22 protein-coding genes and 1 pseudogene are annotated in these 18,895 nt (G+C 67.3%); 13 read left to right on the top strand and 10 right to left on the bottom strand.

Annotation, left to right across the window (positions count from 1 at the left end; translation table 11 throughout):
• The first annotated feature begins 59 nt into the window (after positions 1-59).
• Positions 60-740 carry a hypothetical protein gene (locus B9Z03_RS12225; protein WP_085464448.1) on the top strand — a complete coding sequence of 227 codons (681 nt, stop codon included), beginning with the start codon at positions 60-62 and terminating at the stop codon, positions 738-740.
• 16 nt (positions 741-756) lie between these two features.
• Here B9Z03_RS12225 and glyS read toward each other — a convergent pair whose 3' ends face one another.
• From glyS to B9Z03_RS12210, 3 genes are read right to left on the bottom strand one after another with little or no spacing between them, the layout of a single operon-like run.
• Positions 757-3,261 carry a glycine--tRNA ligase subunit beta gene (gene glyS / locus B9Z03_RS12220; RefSeq protein WP_085464447.1) on the bottom strand — a complete coding sequence of 835 codons (2,505 nt, stop codon included), beginning with the start codon at positions 3,259-3,261 and terminating at the stop codon, positions 757-759.
• A 3-nt stretch (positions 3,262-3,264) separates the two neighbouring features.
• A complete protein-coding gene (locus B9Z03_RS12215; protein WP_085464446.1) occupies positions 3,265-4,515 on the bottom strand; it encodes a 3-phosphoshikimate 1-carboxyvinyltransferase in 1,251 nt (416 codons plus the stop codon).
• A gap of 1 nt (position 4,516) precedes the next feature.
• Positions 4,517-5,443, bottom strand: a complete 927-nt coding sequence (locus B9Z03_RS12210) for a glycine--tRNA ligase subunit alpha (RefSeq protein WP_085467627.1) — start codon at positions 5,441-5,443, stop codon at positions 4,517-4,519.
• A 199-nt stretch (positions 5,444-5,642) separates the two neighbouring features.
• Here B9Z03_RS12210 and B9Z03_RS12205 point away from each other — a divergent pair, with 199 nt between their 5' ends.
• Together B9Z03_RS12205 and B9Z03_RS12200 are read left to right on the top strand one after the other, a co-directional pair.
• Positions 5,643-5,924 carry a hypothetical protein gene (locus B9Z03_RS12205; RefSeq protein WP_085464445.1) on the top strand — a complete coding sequence of 94 codons (282 nt, stop codon included), beginning with the start codon at positions 5,643-5,645 and terminating at the stop codon, positions 5,922-5,924.
• Positions 5,925-6,089: 165 nt separating this feature from the next.
• Positions 6,090-6,407, top strand: a complete 318-nt coding sequence (locus tag B9Z03_RS12200) for a hypothetical protein (RefSeq protein WP_085464444.1) — start codon at positions 6,090-6,092, stop codon at positions 6,405-6,407.
• 86 nt (positions 6,408-6,493) lie between these two features.
• Here B9Z03_RS12200 and B9Z03_RS12195 read toward each other — a convergent pair whose 3' ends face one another.
• From B9Z03_RS12195 to B9Z03_RS12185, 3 genes are all read right to left on the bottom strand, one after another.
• Complete coding sequence (locus B9Z03_RS12195; RefSeq protein ID WP_085464443.1) at positions 6,494-8,509, bottom strand: tetratricopeptide repeat protein; 2,016 nt, start codon at positions 8,507-8,509, stop codon at positions 6,494-6,496.
• A gap of 107 nt (positions 8,510-8,616) precedes the next feature.
• The gene (locus B9Z03_RS12190; RefSeq protein ID WP_085467626.1) at positions 8,617-9,630 is read right to left on the bottom strand and encodes a polyprenyl synthetase family protein; all 1,014 of its coding nucleotides are present in this window, start codon (positions 9,628-9,630) and stop codon (positions 8,617-8,619) included.
• Positions 9,631-9,738: 108 nt separating this feature from the next.
• Positions 9,739-10,176: a YqaA family protein gene (locus tag B9Z03_RS12185; RefSeq protein WP_085464442.1), complete on the bottom strand. Its 438-nt coding sequence runs from the start codon at positions 10,174-10,176 to the stop codon at positions 9,739-9,741.
• A 97-nt stretch (positions 10,177-10,273) separates the two neighbouring features.
• Here B9Z03_RS12185 and B9Z03_RS12180 point away from each other — a divergent pair, with 97 nt between their 5' ends.
• The 8 genes and pseudogenes from B9Z03_RS12180 to B9Z03_RS12145 all read left to right on the top strand — a co-directional run bounded on the left by B9Z03_RS12180 (position 10,274) and on the right by B9Z03_RS12145 (position 14,526).
• Positions 10,274-10,498 (top strand): putative signal transducing protein, encoded by a 225-nt coding sequence (locus B9Z03_RS12180; RefSeq protein WP_085467625.1) that lies wholly within the window; start codon positions 10,274-10,276, stop codon positions 10,496-10,498.
• Entirely contained in the window at positions 10,495-11,283 is a 789-nt protein-coding gene (locus tag B9Z03_RS12175; RefSeq protein WP_085467624.1) for a tRNA1(Val) (adenine(37)-N6)-methyltransferase, read from the top strand. The genes B9Z03_RS12180 and B9Z03_RS12175 overlap by 4 nt, the downstream gene beginning before the upstream one ends.
• Before the next feature lie 100 nt (positions 11,284-11,383).
• A complete protein-coding gene (locus tag B9Z03_RS12170; protein WP_085467623.1) occupies positions 11,384-12,220 on the top strand; it encodes a S49 family peptidase in 837 nt (278 codons plus the stop codon).
• Between the two features lie 91 nt (positions 12,221-12,311).
• Entirely contained in the window at positions 12,312-12,497 is a 186-nt protein-coding gene (locus B9Z03_RS12165; protein ID WP_085464441.1) for a hypothetical protein, read from the top strand.
• A gap of 22 nt (positions 12,498-12,519) precedes the next feature.
• The gene (locus B9Z03_RS12160) at positions 12,520-13,389 is read left to right on the top strand and encodes a 4-(cytidine 5'-diphospho)-2-C-methyl-D-erythritol kinase (protein ID WP_085467622.1); all 870 of its coding nucleotides are present in this window, start codon (positions 12,520-12,522) and stop codon (positions 13,387-13,389) included.
• Entirely contained in the window at positions 13,386-13,934 is a 549-nt protein-coding gene (gene moaB, locus B9Z03_RS12155; protein ID WP_085464440.1) for a molybdenum cofactor biosynthesis protein B, read from the top strand. Before B9Z03_RS12160 ends, moaB begins: the two co-directional genes overlap by 4 nt.
• A gap of 96 nt (positions 13,935-14,030) precedes the next feature.
• Positions 14,031-14,309: pseudogene (locus tag B9Z03_RS12150) on the top strand (BrnT family toxin); the annotation flags it as partial.
• Between the two features lies 1 nt (position 14,310).
• A complete protein-coding gene (locus B9Z03_RS12145; RefSeq protein ID WP_085464438.1) occupies positions 14,311-14,526 on the top strand; it encodes a BrnA antitoxin family protein in 216 nt (71 codons plus the stop codon).
• 52 nt (positions 14,527-14,578) lie between these two features.
• Here B9Z03_RS12145 and B9Z03_RS12140 read toward each other — a convergent pair whose 3' ends face one another.
• Entirely contained in the window at positions 14,579-15,085 is a 507-nt protein-coding gene (locus B9Z03_RS12140) for a glycosyltransferase family protein (RefSeq protein WP_085464437.1), read from the bottom strand.
• A gap of 144 nt (positions 15,086-15,229) precedes the next feature.
• On the opposite strand from B9Z03_RS12140, the gene B9Z03_RS12135 reads away from it, so the two are divergent.
• Positions 15,230-16,384: a PA0069 family radical SAM protein gene (locus B9Z03_RS12135; RefSeq protein ID WP_085464436.1), complete on the top strand. Its 1,155-nt coding sequence runs from the start codon at positions 15,230-15,232 to the stop codon at positions 16,382-16,384.
• 318 nt (positions 16,385-16,702) lie between these two features.
• The gene (locus tag B9Z03_RS12130) at positions 16,703-17,356 is read left to right on the top strand and encodes a ribonuclease HII (RefSeq protein ID WP_085464435.1); all 654 of its coding nucleotides are present in this window, start codon (positions 16,703-16,705) and stop codon (positions 17,354-17,356) included.
• A 92-nt stretch (positions 17,357-17,448) separates the two neighbouring features.
• Here B9Z03_RS12130 and B9Z03_RS12125 read toward each other — a convergent pair whose 3' ends face one another.
• The 3 genes from B9Z03_RS12125 to B9Z03_RS12115 are packed head-to-tail and all read right to left on the bottom strand — an operon-like array spanning position 17,449 to position 18,831.
• Entirely contained in the window at positions 17,449-17,928 is a 480-nt protein-coding gene (locus B9Z03_RS12125; RefSeq protein ID WP_085464434.1) for a F0F1 ATP synthase subunit B, read from the bottom strand.
• 10 nt (positions 17,929-17,938) lie between these two features.
• On the bottom strand, positions 17,939-18,547 hold the full coding sequence (locus tag B9Z03_RS12120; protein WP_085464433.1) for a F0F1 ATP synthase subunit B: 609 nt from the start codon (positions 18,545-18,547) through the stop codon (positions 17,939-17,941).
• Positions 18,548-18,606: 59 nt separating this feature from the next.
• Entirely contained in the window at positions 18,607-18,831 is a 225-nt protein-coding gene (locus B9Z03_RS12115) for a F0F1 ATP synthase subunit C (protein ID WP_085464432.1), read from the bottom strand.
• Positions 18,832-18,895 lie beyond the last annotated feature (64 nt).

Raw genomic sequence — 18,895 nt, 5'->3', positions numbered from 1 at the left:
ACGTCAAATTAACCCGGATAGGCTAGCTTTCGATATCCGCCTCAGGAGCCGGATCCTCGATGCGTCTGTACTGCATAGCCCTGTTTGCCGGAGTAGCCGCTTCCACCGGCGCCTCCGCCTCGTCCTTCGTGACGGTGCCCTTGAATCGGGAGGCCACGTCGCCGTCCGTCGTGCACCTCGGCGCTCCGCCGGAAGCTGCCGTAGCCTCGAAGCCCGCCGAAGCGCCCGCGATCGAGGTCGCGCTGCATTACCCGGCTCCCCTATCGCTCTCGTTCGCCGCGCATGCCGACACGCCCGCCGAAGCAACGAAGAGTCAGGCCGGTCCCGACGAGAAGACGCTGCTGGCACTGCATTACCCGCCGCCCCTGCCGGGCGGCATCGACGCATCTGTTGCGCAGACCAGGGTCAGCGCCTCCGTCATCGCAATGGGCGAGCCGGCGGTCGAATATTTCAAGGCTGCCGCGGTCAAGCCGGAAACGCCTGCGCGATCGCTTTTCGCCGGCATGCCGCTGCTGATGCGCGGCGGCATCCGGGGAGACGCCTTCCCCGGCGGCGAAGCTGCCTCGACGCCCGAGACGGTTCCGGTGACACAGGCGTCCGCACCGGCCGGAACACCAAAGTCCGCGCCGGCGAAGGCGCCCGAACCGGCCGTGCGCGAAACGGTCGACCCGCCTGCGGACAAGGCCGCTGAACCGCCTTCGCCTCCCAGGGGAGCCGCCCCGCTCAAGGGCGTCCAGTAAGGACGTCCGGCAGGCCTCAGCCGGCGATCTTCGAGAAGTCGGCGACCTGGCCGGTGACGGAGCGGATGCGCGCCAGCAGCGCCAGCCGGTTCGCCCGCACGGCCTGATCCTCATCATTCACGAGAACATCCTCGAAGAATGAATCAACCGGTTCACGCAATGCTGCAAGCGAACGCATGGCAGCGGAAAAGTCTTGGCGTTCAATCGCTTCCGCCGCGCTCTTCTCGGCATGATTCACCGCGTCGAACAGCACCGTCTCCGACGGATGACGGAACAGCGCGAGATTGACCGCGTCGGCGATGGCAGTCCCCTTCTTCTCCTCCGCCGCCAGAATATTCGCCGCGCGCTTCGTGCCAGCGAGGAGATTCTTGCCGGCGTCCGTCGCCAGAAGCTCACCCAGCGCCTCGACGCGGCGCACGATGGCGAGGAGGTCGTCGGCCGCCGGTGTGATGACCGCGTCGATCAGATCATGCCGCGCACCCTTGTCGCGGAGATAGACTTTCAGGCGGTCGTGGAAGAAGGAGAGGAGCCGATCGTTACCATAAATAACATCCCAAATCGGCTCAGGCCTTTCCTCTTCAAACCCGCGACCCTCAAGTCGCAATTCGACAAGATCTTCATCGTGGTCAATCCGCTCCTCACTCGCGGAGAGGATGTATGCTGGTTTCTCGATTTTGAGAGGTGCGGATTGCAACACTTTGATAGGCACTAAGTCGTCAGTACTGCTAGGAACGACCAAGCTGAGTATTTCGTCACTGACTGGCAGAAAGAACCCATCAAATCGGTCATCTTCTTGGTGAGGCCACTCCAATGACTCCTCGGTAAGGACAACTCTTCGCAAAAGGTAATATGACCAACTGCGACGCAGGACGGCCTCCAGATTTGTTGGAATCCCATTCTCCACCAGGATCCGTACCACCCCCAGCGCCGCCCGCCGCAGCGCGTATGGGTCCTTGCTCCCGGTCGGCTTCTCGTCGATCGTCCAGAATCCCACCAGCACATCCAGCTTGTCCGCCAGCGCCACGGCGATCGACACCGGCTCGGTCGGGATGGAATCGCTCGGGCCCTGCGGCTTGTAGTGCTCCTCGATCGCTGCCGCGACCGAGGCATCCTCGCCCTGCAGCTGCGCATACTTCCGCCCCATCGCGCCCTGCAGTTCCGGAAACTCGCCAACGACCTCCGTCTGCAAGTCCGCCTTGGCCAGAACCGCCGCGCGGCGGGCGAGCGCCGGATCGGCGCCGACCAACGGAGCGATGTCCTCAGCCAGCCGCGCGATGCGCTGCACCCGCTCGCCCTGCGTGCCGAGCTTGGCGTGGAACGTCACGCCGAGATGATCGAGGCGGGCCATGCGTTGGTCGAGCGGCTTGGCGAGGTCGAGGCCGAATTTCGTCGCGCTGTCCTTGAGCGCGTCGCGGTCCGGCAGGTTCGCCTGGTCGGTCCGCCAGAAATACAGCGCGTCCGACAGCCGCGCCCGCACAACCTTGCCGTTGCCCCGCGCGATCTCGGCGCCGCCGTCGGAGGCCTCGATGTTGGCGGTGAGCAGGAAGCGGTTGGAGAGCCTTCCGTCACTCAGCGTCAAGCCGTCCGAAAGGGCGCCGGCCGGCGGCGCACAGACAAAACACTTCTGGTTCGCCCGGATGGTCAGCCGGATCACCTCGGCCGGGATCTGGAGATAGTCCTCCTCGAACTCGCCCATCAGCACGACCGGCCATTCGACCAGACCCGAGACCTCCTCCAGCAGGCCCTCGTCCTCGACCAGTTCCAGGCCCGCCGCAAACGCGAGGTTCTTCGCGTCCGCGCGAATGATCTCCTTGCGCCGCTCGGCGTCGAGCACGACCTTGGCCGCCTCCAGCTTCGAGACATAGTCCTCGAACCGCCGCACGGTGATCGCACCCGGCGCGTGGAAGCGGTGGCCGTAGGTGACGTTGCCCGACGCAATGCCGTCGACCTCGAAGGCGACGACGACCGGCTCCTCGGTCTCCGGCCCGAAGGTGCATACGATCGACTGTAGCGGGCGCACCCAGCGCAGCACCTCGCCTCCCCTGCCCTCGACGCTGCCGTAGCGGCGGCCCTTCGGCCCCGACGCCGCGCCCCAGCGCATCTCCTTCGGCCACGGGAATTTCCGGATCGTCGCCGGCACCAGCCCGGCGATCACCTCTTCCGCCGCCCGGCCGGGCTTCGAGATATGCGCGACGTAGAAATCACCCTTCTTCGGATCGGAATGGACATGCGCCTGCGCAACGTCCGACAGCCCCGCCTTGCGCAAAAAGCCCTGGATCGCCTGTTCGGGCGCAGAGGTGGACGGACCCTTGATCTCCTCGTGCACGTCCTTGGAACGCGCCGTGACGCCGCGGATATCGAGCGCCAGCCGCCGCGGCGTCCAGTATTCGCGCGCGGCCTCGTAGGTCAGCCCGGCCTCGACCAGACCGTCCGTGATCATCTTCTTCAGGTCGCCCGCCGCCTTGCGCTGCATGCGGGCGGGGATTTCCTCGGAGCGGAGTTCGAGCAGAAGGTCCGGCATGGGTCAGGCCTTGTAGGAGACCCCCAGCGAAGCGAGCGTGTCCCAATAGGCCGGGAACGTCTTGCCCACGCAGTCGGGGTCGAGGATGGTGATGTCGGAAAGTTTCAGCCCCGCAAGCGCGAAGCTCATGGCGATGCGATGGTCGGCAAAGGTGTCGATGCGCGCAGGCGTCGAACCTGCGAGGTCGGGATCGGAGGCAACGACGAGGTCGTCCCCCTCCTCGGTCGCCAACCCTTGCCGGATGCCGTTCAGCCCGGTCGAGAGCGCGCGGATGCGGTCGCATTCCTTGACGCGCAGGTTCTCGATGCCGGTGAAGCGCACCGGCGTGTCGTTGAAGGCGGCCAGCACCGCCAGCGTCGGCACCGCGTCCTGCATCTGCGAGCCGTCGATCACGGCCGGCATGTGCGGGAACGCGGCGATCAGCTCGTGCGACTTCGCGTCCGGCTGAGAAAACTCGCGCGCCGGCACGCCGAGGTCGATCGCCCCTCCGGTCAGCACTTCCGCCGCCCAGAGATAGGTCGCGGCCGAGGCGTCGGGCTCGATCAGATAGTCGGTGGCGCGGTAGCCGGTCGGCTCGACCCGCCAGCGGATCGCGTCCAGACGCTCCACCTTCGCGCCGAAAGCCTGCATGGCCGCCGTCGTCAGGTCGATATAGCCGAGCGCGCCGATGTGCTCGCCCGTCAGCTCCACGGTCACCGGCCTGCCGCCGCCCGCCGCCATCATCAGCAGCGCCGAAACGTACTGGCTGGAAAGCCCGCCATCGATCAGGACCCTGTCGGTCTCGAAGCCGCCCGTGCCATGCACCGTCACCGGCGGGCAGCCGGTCGGCGCGGACACGTCGATGCCGAGCGCCCGCATCGCCTCCACCAGCGGCGCGATCGGCCGCTTGCGCATATGCTCGTCGCCGTCGACGACCACTGTGCCGTTCACCAGGGCCGCGGCCGCCGTGAGAAAGCGCGTCGCCGTGCCGGCATTGCCGAGGAACAGCGGCTTCTCCGGCGCCTTCAAGACACCCGAGCTCTCGACCACGAAACTCGTCGCGTCCGGCTCCCCGACGCTCACCCCCATCGCGCGCAAGGCCTGCGCCATATAGCGCGTGTCGTCGCTCTTCAGCGCACCCGTCAGCCGGCTCGTGCCCTTCGCCAGGCCGGCGAGCAGCAGCGCGCGGTTGGTGATCGACTTCGAGCCCGGCGGCGCGGCGCGGCCGACGAGCGGCCGTCCCGGGGGCAGGATGGTGAGGGCTTCGCGCGCCATGTCAGGCGGCCTTCTCCATGCCGCCGGCATCCGTCAGCAGGAAGGCCTCGCCGCAGGCCTTGGCGAGGTTGCGCACGCGCAGAATGTAGCTCTGCCGCTCGGTGACCGAGATCACGCCGCGCGCGTCGAGCAGGTTGAAGGCATGGCTTGCCTTGATGCACTGGTCGTAGGCCGGGAAGACCATCTTGTGCATGGCGTTGTTCGAGCCCGCCGCCGGAGCGCCGGCCGCCAGCAGCGCCTGGCATTCGCGCTCGGCGTCCTCGAAGTGGCGGAACAGCGCCTCGGTGTTGGCATGTTCGAAATTGTGGCGCGAATATTCCTGCTCGGCCTGCAGGAACACCTGGCCGTAGGTCACCTTCTCGTCGCCTTCCAGCCCGTTGAAGTTCAGGTCGTAGACGTTGTCGACGTTCTGGACATACATCGCCAGCCGCTCAAGGCCGTAGGTCAGCTCGCCGGAGACGGGCGCGCATTCGATGCCGCAGACCTGCTGGAAATAGGTGAACTGGGACACTTCCATGCCGTCGCACCAGCACTCCCAGCCCAGCCCCCAGGCACCCAGCGTCGGGCTCTCCCAGTCGTCCTCGACGAAGCGCAGGTCGTGCAGCAGCGGGTCGACGCCGATCGCCGCCAGCGAGCCGAGATAGAGCTCCTGCAGGTTGGGCGGGTTCGGCTTCAGGATCACCTGATACTGGTAGTAGTGTTGCAGCCGGTTCGGGTTCTCGCCATAGCGGCCGTCCTTCGGCCGGCGCGAGGGCTGCACATAGGCCGCACGCCACGGGCGGGGGCCGAGCGCGCGCAGCGTCGTGGCCGGATGGAACGTGCCGGCGCCGACCTCCATGTCGTAGGGCTGGAGCACGACGCAGCCATAGCGCGCCCAATAGTCGTGCAGCGTCAGGATCAGGCCCTGGAAGGAGCGCGTCGGGTCCATGTAGGCCGGGCGCTGGCCGGCCTGCTGAAGTTCGGTCACGGGGTGCCTCTCTCAGGCGAAAAGGGTCGGCGCCGTCCTATTCCCCGCGCGACAGGGGGTCAAGGCTCGCCCGGTCGCGCGATTGTGATCGCCGTGCTGAACGAGATCGCGTGCGCGAAGCGTTTCTGCCATGAGATCAACGACCGCAGGGAGAACTGTCATGCCGGCCACCATCATTCGACTTGTCGCGACCGCGGGACTGTTTGCCCTCTGCGCCGCAGGGGCAGCGCGCGCGCAGGACGCCGGCGGCGCAACCTATGCCGGAGACGCGTACGATCCGGTCAGCGGCTATCGCTGCGTGACGCCGTTCTGCGACACGGTCGCGCTTCCCGGCACCAGCTGCCTGTGCCAGAAGCTCAATCCGAACGAGACGCGGCGCGAGAAGGTGCGCTATGCCTGCACCGACATGAAGAGCCGGCAGCAGTGCGATGCGCCGCGCTGAGAGACTGTTTCGAAATTCGCTCTGGCGAGTCAGCTGGTGGTGGTTTCGAGGAGCGGAGCGGAGCGGACACTTGGGTCCGTGAGCACCGGAAGCGCAGAAAACGCCATCAGATGGCCGCCAGAGTAGAATTTCCAAACAGTCTCTGAGCGCAGACAGGAGACCCCAATGCTGAGACCCATCCCCCGCCGCGCGTTCGGCTTTGCCGGCCTGCTCGCCCTTGGCCTGTTCGCAGTCTCCACCGCGTCGGCGCAGAACTTCCCATCCGGCCGCGACGGCGGCTTCAACGAGCGCGACGAGGTGACAGGCTATCTCTGCGTCACACCGGGCTGCGACGTGTTGAGGATGTCGGAGGCGAACTGCCTTTGCGTCAAGGAGAACCCGGCGGAGCGCAAGCTGTCGAGGCTCAGGCTCACCTGCTCCAAGCGCGAAAACGGCGCCTGGGTCGCCTGCCCGGTCAAGCCGCGCTACGGCATCGGCAACTAAGGCGCCACATCCCCTCACCCCGAGGGGAGAGGAGACGTGAGACGCGGCCGGATGGGGGGGGCGCGGCGGTCCGAGTTGCAAGCCCGTCAGGGCAGCTTCAGCTCCTGTCCCGGATAGATCAGGTTCGGATTGCGTCCCAGCGACGGGTTGAGGTCGAGAATCTCGCCGAACCGCTGGCCATCGCCGAGCTTGTCCACCGCGATCGACCACAGCGACTGGCCCGGCCCCACCGTATAGGACTGGCCCTGCTGCGCCGGGGCCGCAGGTGCCGCCGCCTGCTGCGTGGCCTGCGGCTCGGGCGCGACATCGACCTTCGGTCCGTCGGCGGGCGAGGCGTCGGTGGCCGTATTCGCCGCCGGCTTCGTGTCGAGCGCTGCCATTGCGCGCGGCGGCTCGTCGGGCAGGCCCTTGGCCAGCTTCTCGGTCACCTTGGCCAGCAGGTCCGGCTCGGGCTTCAGGTCGCGGGCGTGCGACCACTGGAAGGTCGCCTCCAGCTTGCGGCCGACGCGCCAGTAGGCGTCGCCCAGATGGTCGTTGAGCACCGGATCGGCCGGCTGCAGCGCAACCGCGCGCTCAAGCTCGGTCACCGCTTCCTCGTAGCGGCCGAGCCGGTAATAGCCCCAGCCGAGCGAATCGATGATGAAGCCGTCGGACGGCCTGAGGTCGACCGCCTTCTTGATCATCTCGAGGCCTTCCTCGAGATTGGTGTTCATGTCGATCCAGGAATAGCCGAGATAGTTCAGCACCTGCGGCTGGTTCGGGAACAGTTCCAGCGCCTTCTTGAAGTTCGGCTCGGCCTTCGGCCACTCCTTCAGCCGCTCATAGGCGATGCCGCGCTGGTAGAACACGCTCCAGTCGGAACGCACCGGGTTCTTGAGCTGCGCCACGGCGCGGTCGTAGACGCCGGCCGCCTCGCGGAACTTCTCCTCGCCCGCATAGGTGCCGCCCAGCGCCAGATAGGCGCGCATGTCGGTCGGGTCCATCTCGATCAGCTTGGTGAGATGCGACACGGCCTCGTCGGTGCGCTTCAGTTCGGCGAGGTTGAGGCCGAGCTGCAGCTCGGAGATGCGCTTCAGCGGCGATTTCGGCGAGACCTCGCCGTAGAACTTGATCGCCTCCTCCAGCTTCTGCTGCTGTTCCGCCACCGCGCCGAGCTGGATCAGCACCGCGTCGTTCTTCGGCGAGAGCGCCCTTGCGAACTGGAGATAGAGGCGCACGAAGGCCTCGCCGCCGCCGCGGTTCAGCGCGCTGCCGACGTCGAGCAGCAGTTCGGCGGCACCCTCCTGCGGGGTGGGCGCGAGAAGCGGGATCGGCCGGCCGCCGACGATGTCCTTGCGCAGCGCCGCCGTCGACGGGCGCGACGGCGAGAACTCGTCGATCCGGCGCAGCACGTCCAGCGCCTTGGCCTTGTCGCCCTTGCGCGCCAGGAAGCCGGAATAGGCCTCGATCAGGCGGACATAGGCTTCCGGCGCAACGTCGGCGGCGGAACGGGCCAACACCGTCTCGTCATAGGCCTTCTCCGCCTCGTCCTTCAGGCCGGCATAGTCGGCGATCAGCGCGCGGTGGATGTTGAGGAACAGGCCGTACCACTGCGGCCCTTCCAGCGTGCCGAGATGCTCGATCCCGCCCTTGGCGTCGCCGGCACCGGCCTTGGCCCAGGCGGTCATGACGCCGGCGATCAGCTTGTCGAGATCGGACGACAGGCTGAGCTTCAGCATGTATTCGGCTTCCGCGAAATCCTTCTTGCGGAAGGCATCGACGGCGAGCGCCACGCGCGAGAAGCGCTCGACGTCGGGCACGGCCTTCAGCCTTTCCGCAAAGGGCAGCGCCTTCTCGAACTGGCCGTCGGCGATCAGCGCCAGCATGATGCTCTGCTGCACGGGCTCGTTGTCCGGGTCGGACACGAGCGCGCGCTTGTAATATTCGATCGCGGCGTCGAGATCGTTGTCGGCCTCGGCCGCGCGGCCGGCCAGATAGGCGCCGGAGAACGAGGTCACGCCCAGCGGTTCGGGGGCGGTCTGTCCGGATGCCGGGGCAGCGGTCGCACCGACGACGACGGCGAGCGCCACGGAGGCAAGCCAGCCCAACTTTCTCATCCGCATCGCCACCCTTTCAGCGCGCCTGGTGAAGCTTCGCACAAATCACACCCAAGCATGGCCTTTTTGCGGACAGGCTTCAACCTGCGCATCGACCGTTGCCGGTGTCCGGTTCAGACCACCCGGCTGATGCAGAAGTCGATGACTTCCAGCAGCGCCTGCTTCTGCGGCGTCGACTTCAGCGGCGCGATCGCGTCGCGGGCGATGTCGCCGAAATGGCGGGCGCGGCCGACCGTGTCGGCGATGGCGCCGTGGCGAATCATCAGCCCGGTCGCCTTTTCCAGCTCGGCGTCACCCGAGACGCCGTCCTCGATGGCGCCCTTCCAGAACTCGCGTTCCGCCGCCGTGCCGCGGCGATAGGCCAGGATCACCGGCAAGGTCAGTTTGCCCTCGCGGAAATCGTCGCCGGTGTTCTTGCCGAGGTCCTTGGAATTGCCGCCATAGTCGAGCGCGTCGTCGACGAGCTGGAAGGCGAGGCCGAGATTGGTGCCGTAGGAGCGCAGCGCGTTGCGTTCGGCCCTCGTCGCGCCGGCGATCACCGGGCCGACCTCGGCCGCGGCCGAGAACAGCGCCGCTGTCTTGGCCTTGATCACCTGCAGGTATTCGTCCTCGGTCGTCTCCATGTTCTTGGCGGCGGCGAGCTGCCAGACCTCGCCCTCGGCGATGACGGAAGCCGCCGTGGACAGGATGTCGAGCGCGTCGATCGAGCCAACGTCGACCATCATGCGGAAGGCCTGGCCGAGCAGGAAGTCGCCCACCAGAACGCTCGCCTGGTTGCCCCAGATCATCCGCGCCGTCTTCTTGCCGCGGCGCAGGTCGCTCTCGTCCACCACGTCGTCGTGCAGCAGCGTCGCCGTGTGCATGAACTCGACGCTGGTGGCGAGCTTGACGTGGCTGTCGCCGGAATAGCCGAACATCTGCGCCGCCGCGAGGGTGAGCATCGGCCGCAGCCGCTTGCCGCCCGAGGAGATCAGGTGATTGGCGATCTCGGGGATCATCTCGACGTTCGAGCCGGCCTTGGAGAGGATCAGTTCGTTGACCCGCGCCATGTCGGCCGACGTGAGCTCGACCAGCGGCTTGACCGAGGCGCTCTTCTTGCCTTCGTCGAGCGATACAACAACACCCACGGACATACTCCCGTCTCGTGCCGGTAGACCCGGCATTTTCGCCGCGACCCTATGTCCGCCGTCGCCCGTTGGGCAAGTGGCGAATTGGCGCGGAACCAGCGCATGCGGTCACACAAAGTTCATCGTCGCGGCCGCCAGCACCACATAGCGCGCCGTCTTCGCCAATCCAACCAGCAGGACGAAACTCCACAGGGGTTCGCGCAGCACGCCGGCCGCGACGGTCAGCGCGTCGCCGCCCACCGGCGCCCAGCTCAACAGCAGGCTCCAGCGCCCCCAGCGGCGGTACCAGCGCGTCGCGCGGTCGAGCTGGGCTGGCGTGACGGGAAACCAGCGCCGGCCGGAAAAACGGCTCACGCCGCGCCCCAGCGCCCAGTTCACCACGGCGCCGAGCGTGTTGCCGAGGCTCGCGACCGCGACGAGCGCCACCGGCTCCTGCGCGCCGGCCACAAGCAACGCGACAAGAGCCGCCTCGGACTGGGCCGGCAGGATGGTCGCGGCGACGAAGGCGACGGCGAAGAGGCCGGCATAGGCGGCGAGATCGGACATTGCCCGGATGACCACGCGCCGGCGCGCATTTCAAGCCATGGAACCCGAACGGCATCGAAGCTCTTTACGTCACGATGCCAGCCTGCCACCCTTGGCCATGATCGAACTCGTCCGCACCAACGACCCAGTCGTCATCTCCTTCATCGAGGCGCTGCTGCGCGATGCCGGCATCATCTTCTTCGTCGCCGACCAGAACATGTCGATGACGGAGGGCTCGCTCGGCATCCTGCAGCGCCGGGTCATGGTCGAGGAAGACCGCCTGGACGAGGCCCGCACGCTTCTCGCCGAAGCCGGCGTCGCCGACGAAATCCGCGACGCCTGAGCGTGGCGCCGCCCTCGTTGCCCGCCGGCCACACGCTCGACGCCTTCCATCGCGGCGCCTTCCACCTCGTCCAGCCGCGAGACGGCCACCGCGCCGGCATGGACACGCTGGTGCTGGCGGCCGCCGTGCCGGGCAGCTTCGCCGGCGGTCTCGCCGATCTCGGCGCCGGAGCGGGTGCCGCGGGCCTTGCCGTGCTCTCCCGCTGCCCCGGCGCCCGCGCGACGCTGGTGGAACGCGAACCGGCGATGGTGGAGGCGGCGCAGTTGACGCTCGGCGTAGCGGAAAACGCCTCGCTCGCCGGGCGGGCCGCGATCCTCGCCGCCGACATCGAGCTTGCCGGCAAGGCGCGCGCGGCCGCCGGTCTCGCGGACAATTCCTTCGACGCCGCGATCATGAACCCGCCGTTCAACGCGCCGGACGACCGAGCCACGCCCGACGGGCTGCGCAAGACGGCCCACGTCATGCACCCGGACCTGATCGAAGCCTGGGTCCGCACCGCCGCCGCGATCGTAAAGCCGCGCGGCATGGTCGCGATCATCGCGCGGCCGGTGTCGCTGCCGCAGATCCTGTCGGCCTTCGCCGGCCGGCTCGGCGGAGCCGAGATCGTGCCGGTCCATCCCCGCCCGGAGGAGCCGGCGATCCGCATCGTCGTGCGCGGCAAGCGCGGGTCGCGCGCAGCACTCAGGCTCCTGCCGCCCCTGGTGCTGCACGCGGCGCAGGGAAACGCCCTCTCCGCCCGCGCCGATGTGATCATCAACGGTCAGGCAAGCCTGTTCGGCGACTGAGCCCGGCCGCCATTGCGCTTTCGCGTCCGCTCCCTACATCGGAGAAAACCGGAGTCTCCCGCCTGTGTTCAGCTTTCTCAAGCGCCTTTTGCCGTCGTCCATGCGATCCGACGTGGTGACGATCCCCGTCATCCGCCTGCAGGGCACGATCATGGCGGGCGGCGGGCAGTTCAGGCCCTCGCTGTCGCTGGCCTCGACCGCGGGGCTGATCGAGAAGGCCTTCGCCTACAAGAACGCGCCGGCGGTGGCGATCTCGATCAACTCGCCCGGCGGCTCGCCAGTGCAGTCACGGCTGATCTATAAGCGCATCCGCGACCTCGCCGAGGAGAAGAACAAGCGCGTGCTCGTCTTCGTCGAGGACGTCGCGGCGTCCGGCGGCTACATGATCGCGGTGGCGGGCGACGAGATCATCGCCGATCCTTCCTCCATCGTCGGCTCGATCGGCGTCGTCTCGGCCTCGTTCGGCTTCCCGGAACTGTTGAAGAAGATCGGCGTCGAGCGCCGAGTCCACACCGCCGGTCGCAACAAGGCGGTCCTCGATCCCTTCCGCGAGGAGCGTCCCGAGGACGTCCAGAAGCTGAAGGAACTCCAGCTCGAAGTGCACGAGACCTTCATCGACCTCGTCAAGGACCGGCGCGGGGTGAAGCTCGCCGACGATCCAGACCTGTTCACCGGCCTGTTCTGGTCGGGCAAGCGCGGACTGGTGCTCGGCCTGGTCGACGCGCTGGGCGACATGCGCGGCTTCCTGCGCGAGCGCTACGGCGCCAAGGTGCGCCTCAAGCTCATCTCGCCGCAGCGCGGGCTGTTCGGCCGCCGGATCGGGCTCCTGGGCGGAAGCCTCTCGGGCCGCGGAACGCAGGACATCGCCGCCTCGGCGGCGCACGGAATCGCGGACGCGGCAAGCGAACGTGCGCTCTGGGCGCGGTTCGGCCTTTGATCCGCCGCGAAACGGGCATAGTATGCTCCGGAACGCTGGCCGTTGCCGGCATGAAACTGGTCTGTGTCTGCGCTGAGGAGGCGCCAAGGACATGCCGCAACTGATCCTGCTCATCGTCGTCGGCGTCGTCGCCTATGTCGGCTATCGCTCCTTCATCCGCGAGGCGGAACGCGTTTCGGCGCGGCTGCGCCGGGCAGAGCAGGAAGCCAGGAACCAGGCGACCGGAACGCTGGTCAAGGATCCCGTGACCGGCGAATACCGCGTCGCCAAGGACTGACGGCGCACCCTTGATCCAGGACATGACGGCCGTCCTCGCGCCGGCCAAGCTCAACCTCGCTTTGCACGTCACGGGCCGGCGGCCCGACGGCTACCATCTGCTCGACAGCCTCGTCGCCTTCACCCGCTTCGGCGACCGCGTGACGATCGCCCCCTCGGACGAGAACCGGTTCGAGATCACCGGCCCCTATGCCGAAGGACTGCCGCTCGACGACAGCAATCTCGTCCTGCGCGCGCTGAACACCATGCGCGCCGAGTTCGGCCGCGCCGACCCCGTTCACATCGCGCTGGAGAAGAACCTCCCCGTCGCCTCCGGTGTCGGCGGCGGTTCGAGCGACGCGGCCGCCGTGCTGCACGGTCTCGCGCGGCTCTGGGACCTGTCCCCCGACGACAATCGCCTCGCCCGCATCGGTCTCGGCCTCGGCGCCGACGTGCCGATGTGCCTCGCCGCCCGGCCGCTTCTGGCGCGCGGCATCGGCGAGGAGATCACGCCGGTCGACGGTTTCCCGAGCCTCGGCATCGTGCTCGTCAACCCCGGCGTCGCCCTGTCGACTGCGGCGGTCTTCGCGGCACTTGCCAGCCGCGACAGCGAACCGCTGCCCACGCTGCCCGGCCGGCTCGACTTCCACACCCTCTGCAACTGGCTGGAGACCACCCGCAACGACCTCGAGGCGCCGGCGCGCGCGCTGGAGCCGGCCATCGGCGAGACGCTCGCCGCGCTTCGCAAGGCGGGCGCGCACTTCGTGCGCATGTCCGGCTCGGGCGCCACCTGCTTCGGCCTGTTCGAGAGCGGCAACCTCGCCAAGCGCGCCGCGAGCGAGATCCGCAAGCGCAGGCCGGGCTGGTTCGTCGCGGCGACGCGCAACACCATCTCGGGGGACATGCCCGCATGAGCCGCATCGACGCGACCCGCCCCTTCATCCCGGTCGGCATCGCGGTGCTGACCGTCTCCGACACCCGCACGCTGGCCGACGACAAGTCCGGCCAGACGCTCGCCGACCGCATCGCGGAAGCCGGCCACGTGCTGGTCGACCGCGCGATCGTCACCGACGACAAGGCGCTGATTTCCGCCAAAGTGCTCGGCTGGTCGAAGGACGAGCGCATCGACGTGGTCATCACCACCGGCGGCACCGGCTTCACCGGCCGCGACGTCACGCCGGAGGCGCTGGAACCGATCTTCGAGAAGCGCATGGACGGCTTCTCGGAAGTCTTCCATCGCATCTCCTACGACAAGATCGGCACCTCCACGATCCAGTCGCGGGCCACCGGCGGCGTGGTCAACGCCACCTTCGTCTTCGTCCTCCCCGGCTCCCCCGGCGCCTGCAAGGACGCCTGGGACGGCATCATCAAGGCCCAGCTCGACTACCGCCACATGCCCTGCAACTTCGTGGAAATCATGCCGCGGCTGGACGAGCATCTGAGGCGGGGCGGCGGCTAGGTGACCCGGCCTTGTGCGATGTACACTTTTCGTGTATCATTTTGACTATGAGCTCTAAGCTGGACGGCTTGTTTACAACTCGAGTGGGACGAGAAGAAGCGGCAGCAGGTCATCAGAGAGCGTGGCGTCGATATGGTCTATGCCGCGCTGATATTCGAAGGCGAGGTTCTCACGCGTCCCGACGACCGCAAGGACTATGGTGAGGAAAGACTGATCTCATTGGGCGAGGTCGATGGCGAGTGCTTCGTCGTCGTGCACACCGAGCCGAACGGTTTCACTCGCTTGATTACCGCATGGAAAGGAGGCCGCGATGAGCGAGTCGGATATCAGGCGGGCATCGCTCGCCGACATAAGGCGGATGAAGGATCGGAATGAATTGTTCCACGATCCGAATGCGCCGGAAGGCGAAAGCCTCGATGCTGAATTTTGGGCAAAGGCGAAGATCGAGGGACCAAAGCGGCCTCGTTCCGTCCACCTGAAGCTAGACCCCGACGTATTCGAGTTCTTTCACCAGCAGGCGGGCGGCAAGGGTCACCTGACCAAGATGCAGGCGGTCCTGAAAGCCTACGTCACCGCGCACAAAAACCCATAGCCGATGTTTGGGGGCGGCGCGGACGCCGCCCCGTCCATCATCGTCTGGCTGTCTACCGTTTCGGCGACGACACGATCTCTGCGGGTGTGCGCGTCGTGGAGAGTCGGCGAGCGATCGTCTTCAGTTCTGCCCCGTCCTTCAGAAGCGCCAGCGCCTGGCGCTTCGAAATCAGGAGCCCGTCGGCGAACGGTCGCCTCGTCGAGAACAGGCGCGCCAGGAAGCGGGGGCGGCCGATCCGCGAGCGAGTGAAGCGAGCCGGTTTCGACGTCGCCGTCATGTGCAGCATCACCGCCTCCGTCCAACCGTCAGTCAGCCGTGCGCCCGGCTCCAGAACAAGAAACCAGTCGCCACGGGCGTGGCGTAGCCGGGCAGGCAGATCCCCCTCCCCAACCAGGACGCACCCTGTATGGTCCGCTACCAGTGTGGTGTGATCGGTCGAGCCGCGATCGTGGACCAGAACCTCGCGCACGACGCCCTCCACCGAGCCCGCCACCAGCGAGCTTAGCGTGCGCGCGAGCCCCTCCTCGTCGTTATGCGTCTCGATCAGCACCGTGAGCATCAGGTTCGCTTAGCGTAAAGCCGGCTCAAAGGCCAGTTGTGCGATGCAGCAGATGTTTGTTCTTGATTTGTTCACTCTGTCGACGTAGGAATAATTTCATCGCAGAGACGATTCGCCAGCCGATTCTCTTACGGAAACGCCGCCATGGAACAGATTCGCAGCGCCGATCTTGCAGCCTTCACGGAAGGAAGGGCTGCGATGGCCAATGCCATCATTGACCAGAGTGGACTGCGCGTCGGCGACGACCGACGACGCGGCCGCGCGGCCGGCATCAACCCGTCGGGCCGCTACGAGCCCCTGTCGCGGCACGTGTTCGACGACGGCTGGTCCTCGCTGGACGAACTGCCGGCGTTCAAAACCGAGGTGCAGGTGGAGAAGCCGCGCGCGATCATCACGCGCAACGAGTCGCCCGACATCTCGTTCGACCGCTCGATCAACCCCTATCGCGGCTGCGAGCACGGCTGCGTCTACTGCTTCGCCCGCCCCACGCACGCCTATATGGGCCTGTCGCCGGGTCTCGATTTCGAATCCAAGCTGTTCGCCAAGCCGGATGCCGCGCGCCTGCTTGAAAAGGAGCTGTCGAAAGAGGGCTACAAGCCGCGCACGATCGCGATCGGCACCAACACCGACCCCTACCAGCCGATCGAGAAGAAATGGCGCATCATGCGCGAGGTGCTGGAGGTGCTGGAGGCGTTCAACCATCCGGTCGGCATCGTCACCAAGTCGGCGCTGGTGATGCGCGACGCGGACATTCTCGGCCGCATGGCCGAAAAGGGTCTCGCCAAGGTCGCGCTCTCGGTCACCACGCTCGACCCGAAGCTCGCCCGCACGATGGAGCCGCGCGCGGCGACGCCGGCGCGCCGGCTGGAGGCGCTGCGCACGCTGTCTGAGGCCGGCATCCCGGTCTCGGCCATGGTCGCGCCGGTCGTGCCGGGCCTGACCGACCACGAGATCGAGCGGATCCTGGAATCGGTTGCGCATGCGGGCGCGAAGGAGGCCGGCTACATCATCCTGCGCCTGCCGCTGGAGGTGAGCCCGGTTTTCAAGGAATGGCTGCTGCGCCACTATCCGGACCGCTATCGCCACGTGACCTCGCTGATCCGCTCGATGCGCGACGGCAAGGACTACGATGCGGAATGGGGCAAGCGGATGAAGGGCACCGGCCCCTATGCCTGGCAGATCGGCCGCCGTTTCGAGATGACGGCCAAGCGGCTCGGCCTCAACATCGAGAAGCGCCCCTTGCGCACCGACCTGTTCAAGGCCCCCAGCGCCAAGGGGGAGCAACTGATGCTGCTCTGACACCTCTCGCTGCTCCCGTCCTTCTCCCCTTGTGGGAGAAGGTGGCCGAACCGAAGCGCAGCGAAGGTGAGGTCGGATGGGGGGTGCTGCGTGGAACGCAGACATTCGAAACAGGAACGATCTCAAAAACCTAGAACCATTCACTCCGCCCAGCACCCCTCATCCGTCTCGGCCTTCGGCCGATCCACCTTCTCCCACAAGGGGAGAAGGAAACCAGTTCCCGTCCGACGTTGTCCCCGCCTCGGACGGCGCCTTGCCGGTTCCCCCCCACCGGAAGGCCTTGCGGAGAATCGGACGCGGTGCGAGTCTCGCCGCAACATGGCTCGCCCGCGTTCCGATTCTCCGCTTCTTTTCGACATCCCGCTGAAGCCCGACTTCAGCGTCGAGCGTCGTTCGCGCAAGCGCGGCGTCTGGCCGGTGGCGGGCACCGACGAGGCCGGCCGCGGGCCGCTCGCCGGGCCCGTGGTGGCGGCGGCGGTCATCCTCGACCCCGACGCCATCCCCGACGGCCTCGACGATTCCAAGCGCATGACGCTGGAGGCCCGCGAGCGGGTCTATCTCACGATCATCGGCTCGGCGATCTCGGTCGGCGTCGCTTCGGTCTGTGCCGTTTCGATCGACCGCAGCGACATCCGCAAGGCGAGCCTGGAGGCGATGCGCCGCGCGGTGGCTGCTCTTTCGCTGCCGCCGCTTCTGGTGCTCGCCGACGGGCGCGACATTCCGCCGGGCCTCGCCTGCGAGGGCCAGGCGCTGGTCAAGGGCGACCAGCGCTCTCAGTCGATCGCCGCTGCCTCGATCGTCGCCAAGGTCACCCGCGACCGGATGCTCGCCCATTGCGGCACGATCCACCCCGCCTACGGCTTCGAGCGCCACGCCGGCTACGGCACCGAGGCGCATCTCGCCGGCATCGGCGCCCACGGCCCCCTGCCCGGCCTGCACCGTATGTCCTTCTCGCCCTTCAAGGCGGCGTAGGGGCTCTGCGCAAAGAGCGCCAGCATTGCTCGCCACAAACGAAAACGACCCCGGGCATTGCCCAGGGCCGCGATTCGTTCAGGCTGAAGCCGTCAGTTGAGCTTGGTCTTCACCGCGTCGACAGAGGCCTGGAAGAGCTGGCCTGCGGCCTTGGCGTCAACCTTGTCGCCGAGCACCTTGCGCGCCGCCTCGATTGCGATGTCGACGGCGCGGCCGCGAACCTCGGCGATCGCGTCGCGCTCGGCCTGGGCGATCTTCTGCTCGGCAAAGGCGGTGCGGCGGGCGACATATTCCTCGGTCTTCGTCTTGGCATCGGCTGCCAGGATCTTCGCCTCGCGCTTGGCTGCGTCGACGATGCTCGCGGCCTCGGCTTCCGATTCCTTGCGCTTGCGCTGGTATTCGGCGAGCAACTGCTGCGCCTCCTCGCGCAGCTTGCGCGCTTCCTCCAGCTCGTCGCGGATCTTGTCGGCCCGGCTGTCGAGCTGGCCGGCGATCATGCCCGGAACCTTCAGGTAGACGACGATCGCGAGGAAGATGACGAGGCCGACTGTTGCCCAGAATGTGGCGTCCATGGCGCGTCTCCTATTCGGCCGACTTGACCGCGGCGGCGACCGCGGCCTTGTCGGCGGAGCCGACGAGCGACTGGACGATCGCGGTGGCGGTCTCCTCGGCGATCGCGCCGACATCCTTCATCGCCGAGGCGCGAACCTGGGAGATGCGGGTCTCGGCGTCGGCCAGCCTCGTGTTGAGCTGGGCCTCGACCTCCTTGCGCTCGGCGTCGGCTTCCGCCTTCGCCGCGTCGCGGGCATCGTTGGCGATCTTGTTGGACTTCGCCCTCGCGTCGGCCAGTTCCTGCTCGTAGGCGGCAATGGCGGCGTCGGCGTCCTCCTTCAGGCGGGCGGCCGTGTCCAGATCATGCGCGATCCGGTCGCGGCGCACCTCGAGGATGCCGCCGATGCGCGGCAGCACCACCTTCTTGAGGAAGAGGTAGAACAGGCCGAACGTGATCGCCAGCCAGAGTAACTGCGAGGGGAAATAGGTCGGCTCGAACGGCGGGAAGCCGGCCTTGCCGTGCGCGTCGCCGGCCGCCTCGGTGTGGGCGGCGCCTTCCGCAGCACCGTGCGCATCGCCGCCCTGGGTCGTGCCCGAGGCGGGAGCGTGTTCCTGCGCGTAGCCAGGTGTCACGAACATGGAATTCCCCTATGCCGGACAGGCCGCGCGACGGCGGCCCGGCCCGGTTTCGTCTTCGATCAGCCGAACAGCGCGAGCAGCGCGATGAGCAGCGAGAAGATGCCCAGAGCTTCCGTCACGGCGAAGCCGAAGATCAGGCGGCCGAACTGGCCGTCGGCAGCCGACGGATTGCGCAGCGCGCCCGCCAGGTAGTTGCCGAAGATCGAGCCCAGGCCGATGCCTGCGCCGCCCATGCCGAGGCATGCGATGCCGGCGCCGATGTAACGAGCTGCTTCTGCGTCCATTTCAAAACTCCTTGGGTAGGTATCGAGGATGTCGTGTTCTGGCGGCTGCCCGCCGGTGACAGGG

Source organism: Mesorhizobium australicum, from assembly GCF_900177325.1.
Classification (GTDB): domain Bacteria; phylum Pseudomonadota; class Alphaproteobacteria; order Rhizobiales; family Rhizobiaceae; genus Mesorhizobium_A; species Mesorhizobium_A australicum_A.
Note: the sequence above shows the minus strand (reverse complement) of the source record. Positions and strands in the feature narration are given on the sequence as shown.

Bases quoted from the DNA above. Each gene is read 5' to 3' on its own strand.
- B9Z03_RS12210 (WP_085467627.1), bottom strand. From the start codon at position 5,443: ATGGACCCGACGCGCTCCTTCCAGGGCCTGATCCTGACGCTGCACGAC.
- B9Z03_RS12160 (WP_085467622.1), top strand. From the start codon at position 12,520: ATGACGGCCGTCCTCGCGCCGGCCAAGCTCAACCTCGCTTTGCACGTC.
- B9Z03_RS12115 (WP_085464432.1), bottom strand. From the start codon at position 18,831: ATGGACGCAGAAGCAGCTCGTTACATCGGCGCCGGCATCGCATGCCTC.
- B9Z03_RS12135 (WP_085464436.1), top strand. From the start codon at position 15,230: ATGGAACAGATTCGCAGCGCCGATCTTGCAGCCTTCACGGAAGGAAGG.
- B9Z03_RS12200 (WP_085464444.1), top strand. From the start codon at position 6,090: ATGCTGAGACCCATCCCCCGCCGCGCGTTCGGCTTTGCCGGCCTGCTC.
- B9Z03_RS12165 (WP_085464441.1), top strand. From the start codon at position 12,312: ATGCCGCAACTGATCCTGCTCATCGTCGTCGGCGTCGTCGCCTATGTC.
- B9Z03_RS12170 (WP_085467623.1), top strand. From the start codon at position 11,384: ATGCGATCCGACGTGGTGACGATCCCCGTCATCCGCCTGCAGGGCACG.
- B9Z03_RS12215 (WP_085464446.1), bottom strand. From the start codon at position 4,515: ATGGCGCGCGAAGCCCTCACCATCCTGCCCCCGGGACGGCCGCTCGTC.
- B9Z03_RS12130 (WP_085464435.1), top strand. From the start codon at position 16,703: ATGGCTCGCCCGCGTTCCGATTCTCCGCTTCTTTTCGACATCCCGCTG.
- B9Z03_RS12140 (WP_085464437.1), bottom strand. From the start codon at position 15,085: ATGCTCACGGTGCTGATCGAGACGCATAACGACGAGGAGGGGCTCGCG.
- glyS (WP_085464447.1), bottom strand. From the start codon at position 3,261: ATGCCGGACCTTCTGCTCGAACTCCGCTCCGAGGAAATCCCCGCCCGC.
- moaB (WP_085464440.1), top strand. From the start codon at position 13,386: ATGAGCCGCATCGACGCGACCCGCCCCTTCATCCCGGTCGGCATCGCG.
- B9Z03_RS12195 (WP_085464443.1), bottom strand. From the start codon at position 8,509: ATGCGGATGAGAAAGTTGGGCTGGCTTGCCTCCGTGGCGCTCGCCGTC.
- B9Z03_RS12180 (WP_085467625.1), top strand. From the start codon at position 10,274: ATGATCGAACTCGTCCGCACCAACGACCCAGTCGTCATCTCCTTCATC.
- B9Z03_RS12120 (WP_085464433.1), bottom strand. From the start codon at position 18,547: ATGTTCGTGACACCTGGCTACGCGCAGGAACACGCTCCCGCCTCGGGC.
- B9Z03_RS12225 (WP_085464448.1), top strand. From the start codon at position 60: ATGCGTCTGTACTGCATAGCCCTGTTTGCCGGAGTAGCCGCTTCCACC.
- B9Z03_RS12205 (WP_085464445.1), top strand. From the start codon at position 5,643: ATGCCGGCCACCATCATTCGACTTGTCGCGACCGCGGGACTGTTTGCC.
- B9Z03_RS12185 (WP_085464442.1), bottom strand. From the start codon at position 10,176: ATGTCCGATCTCGCCGCCTATGCCGGCCTCTTCGCCGTCGCCTTCGTC.
- B9Z03_RS12125 (WP_085464434.1), bottom strand. From the start codon at position 17,928: ATGGACGCCACATTCTGGGCAACAGTCGGCCTCGTCATCTTCCTCGCG.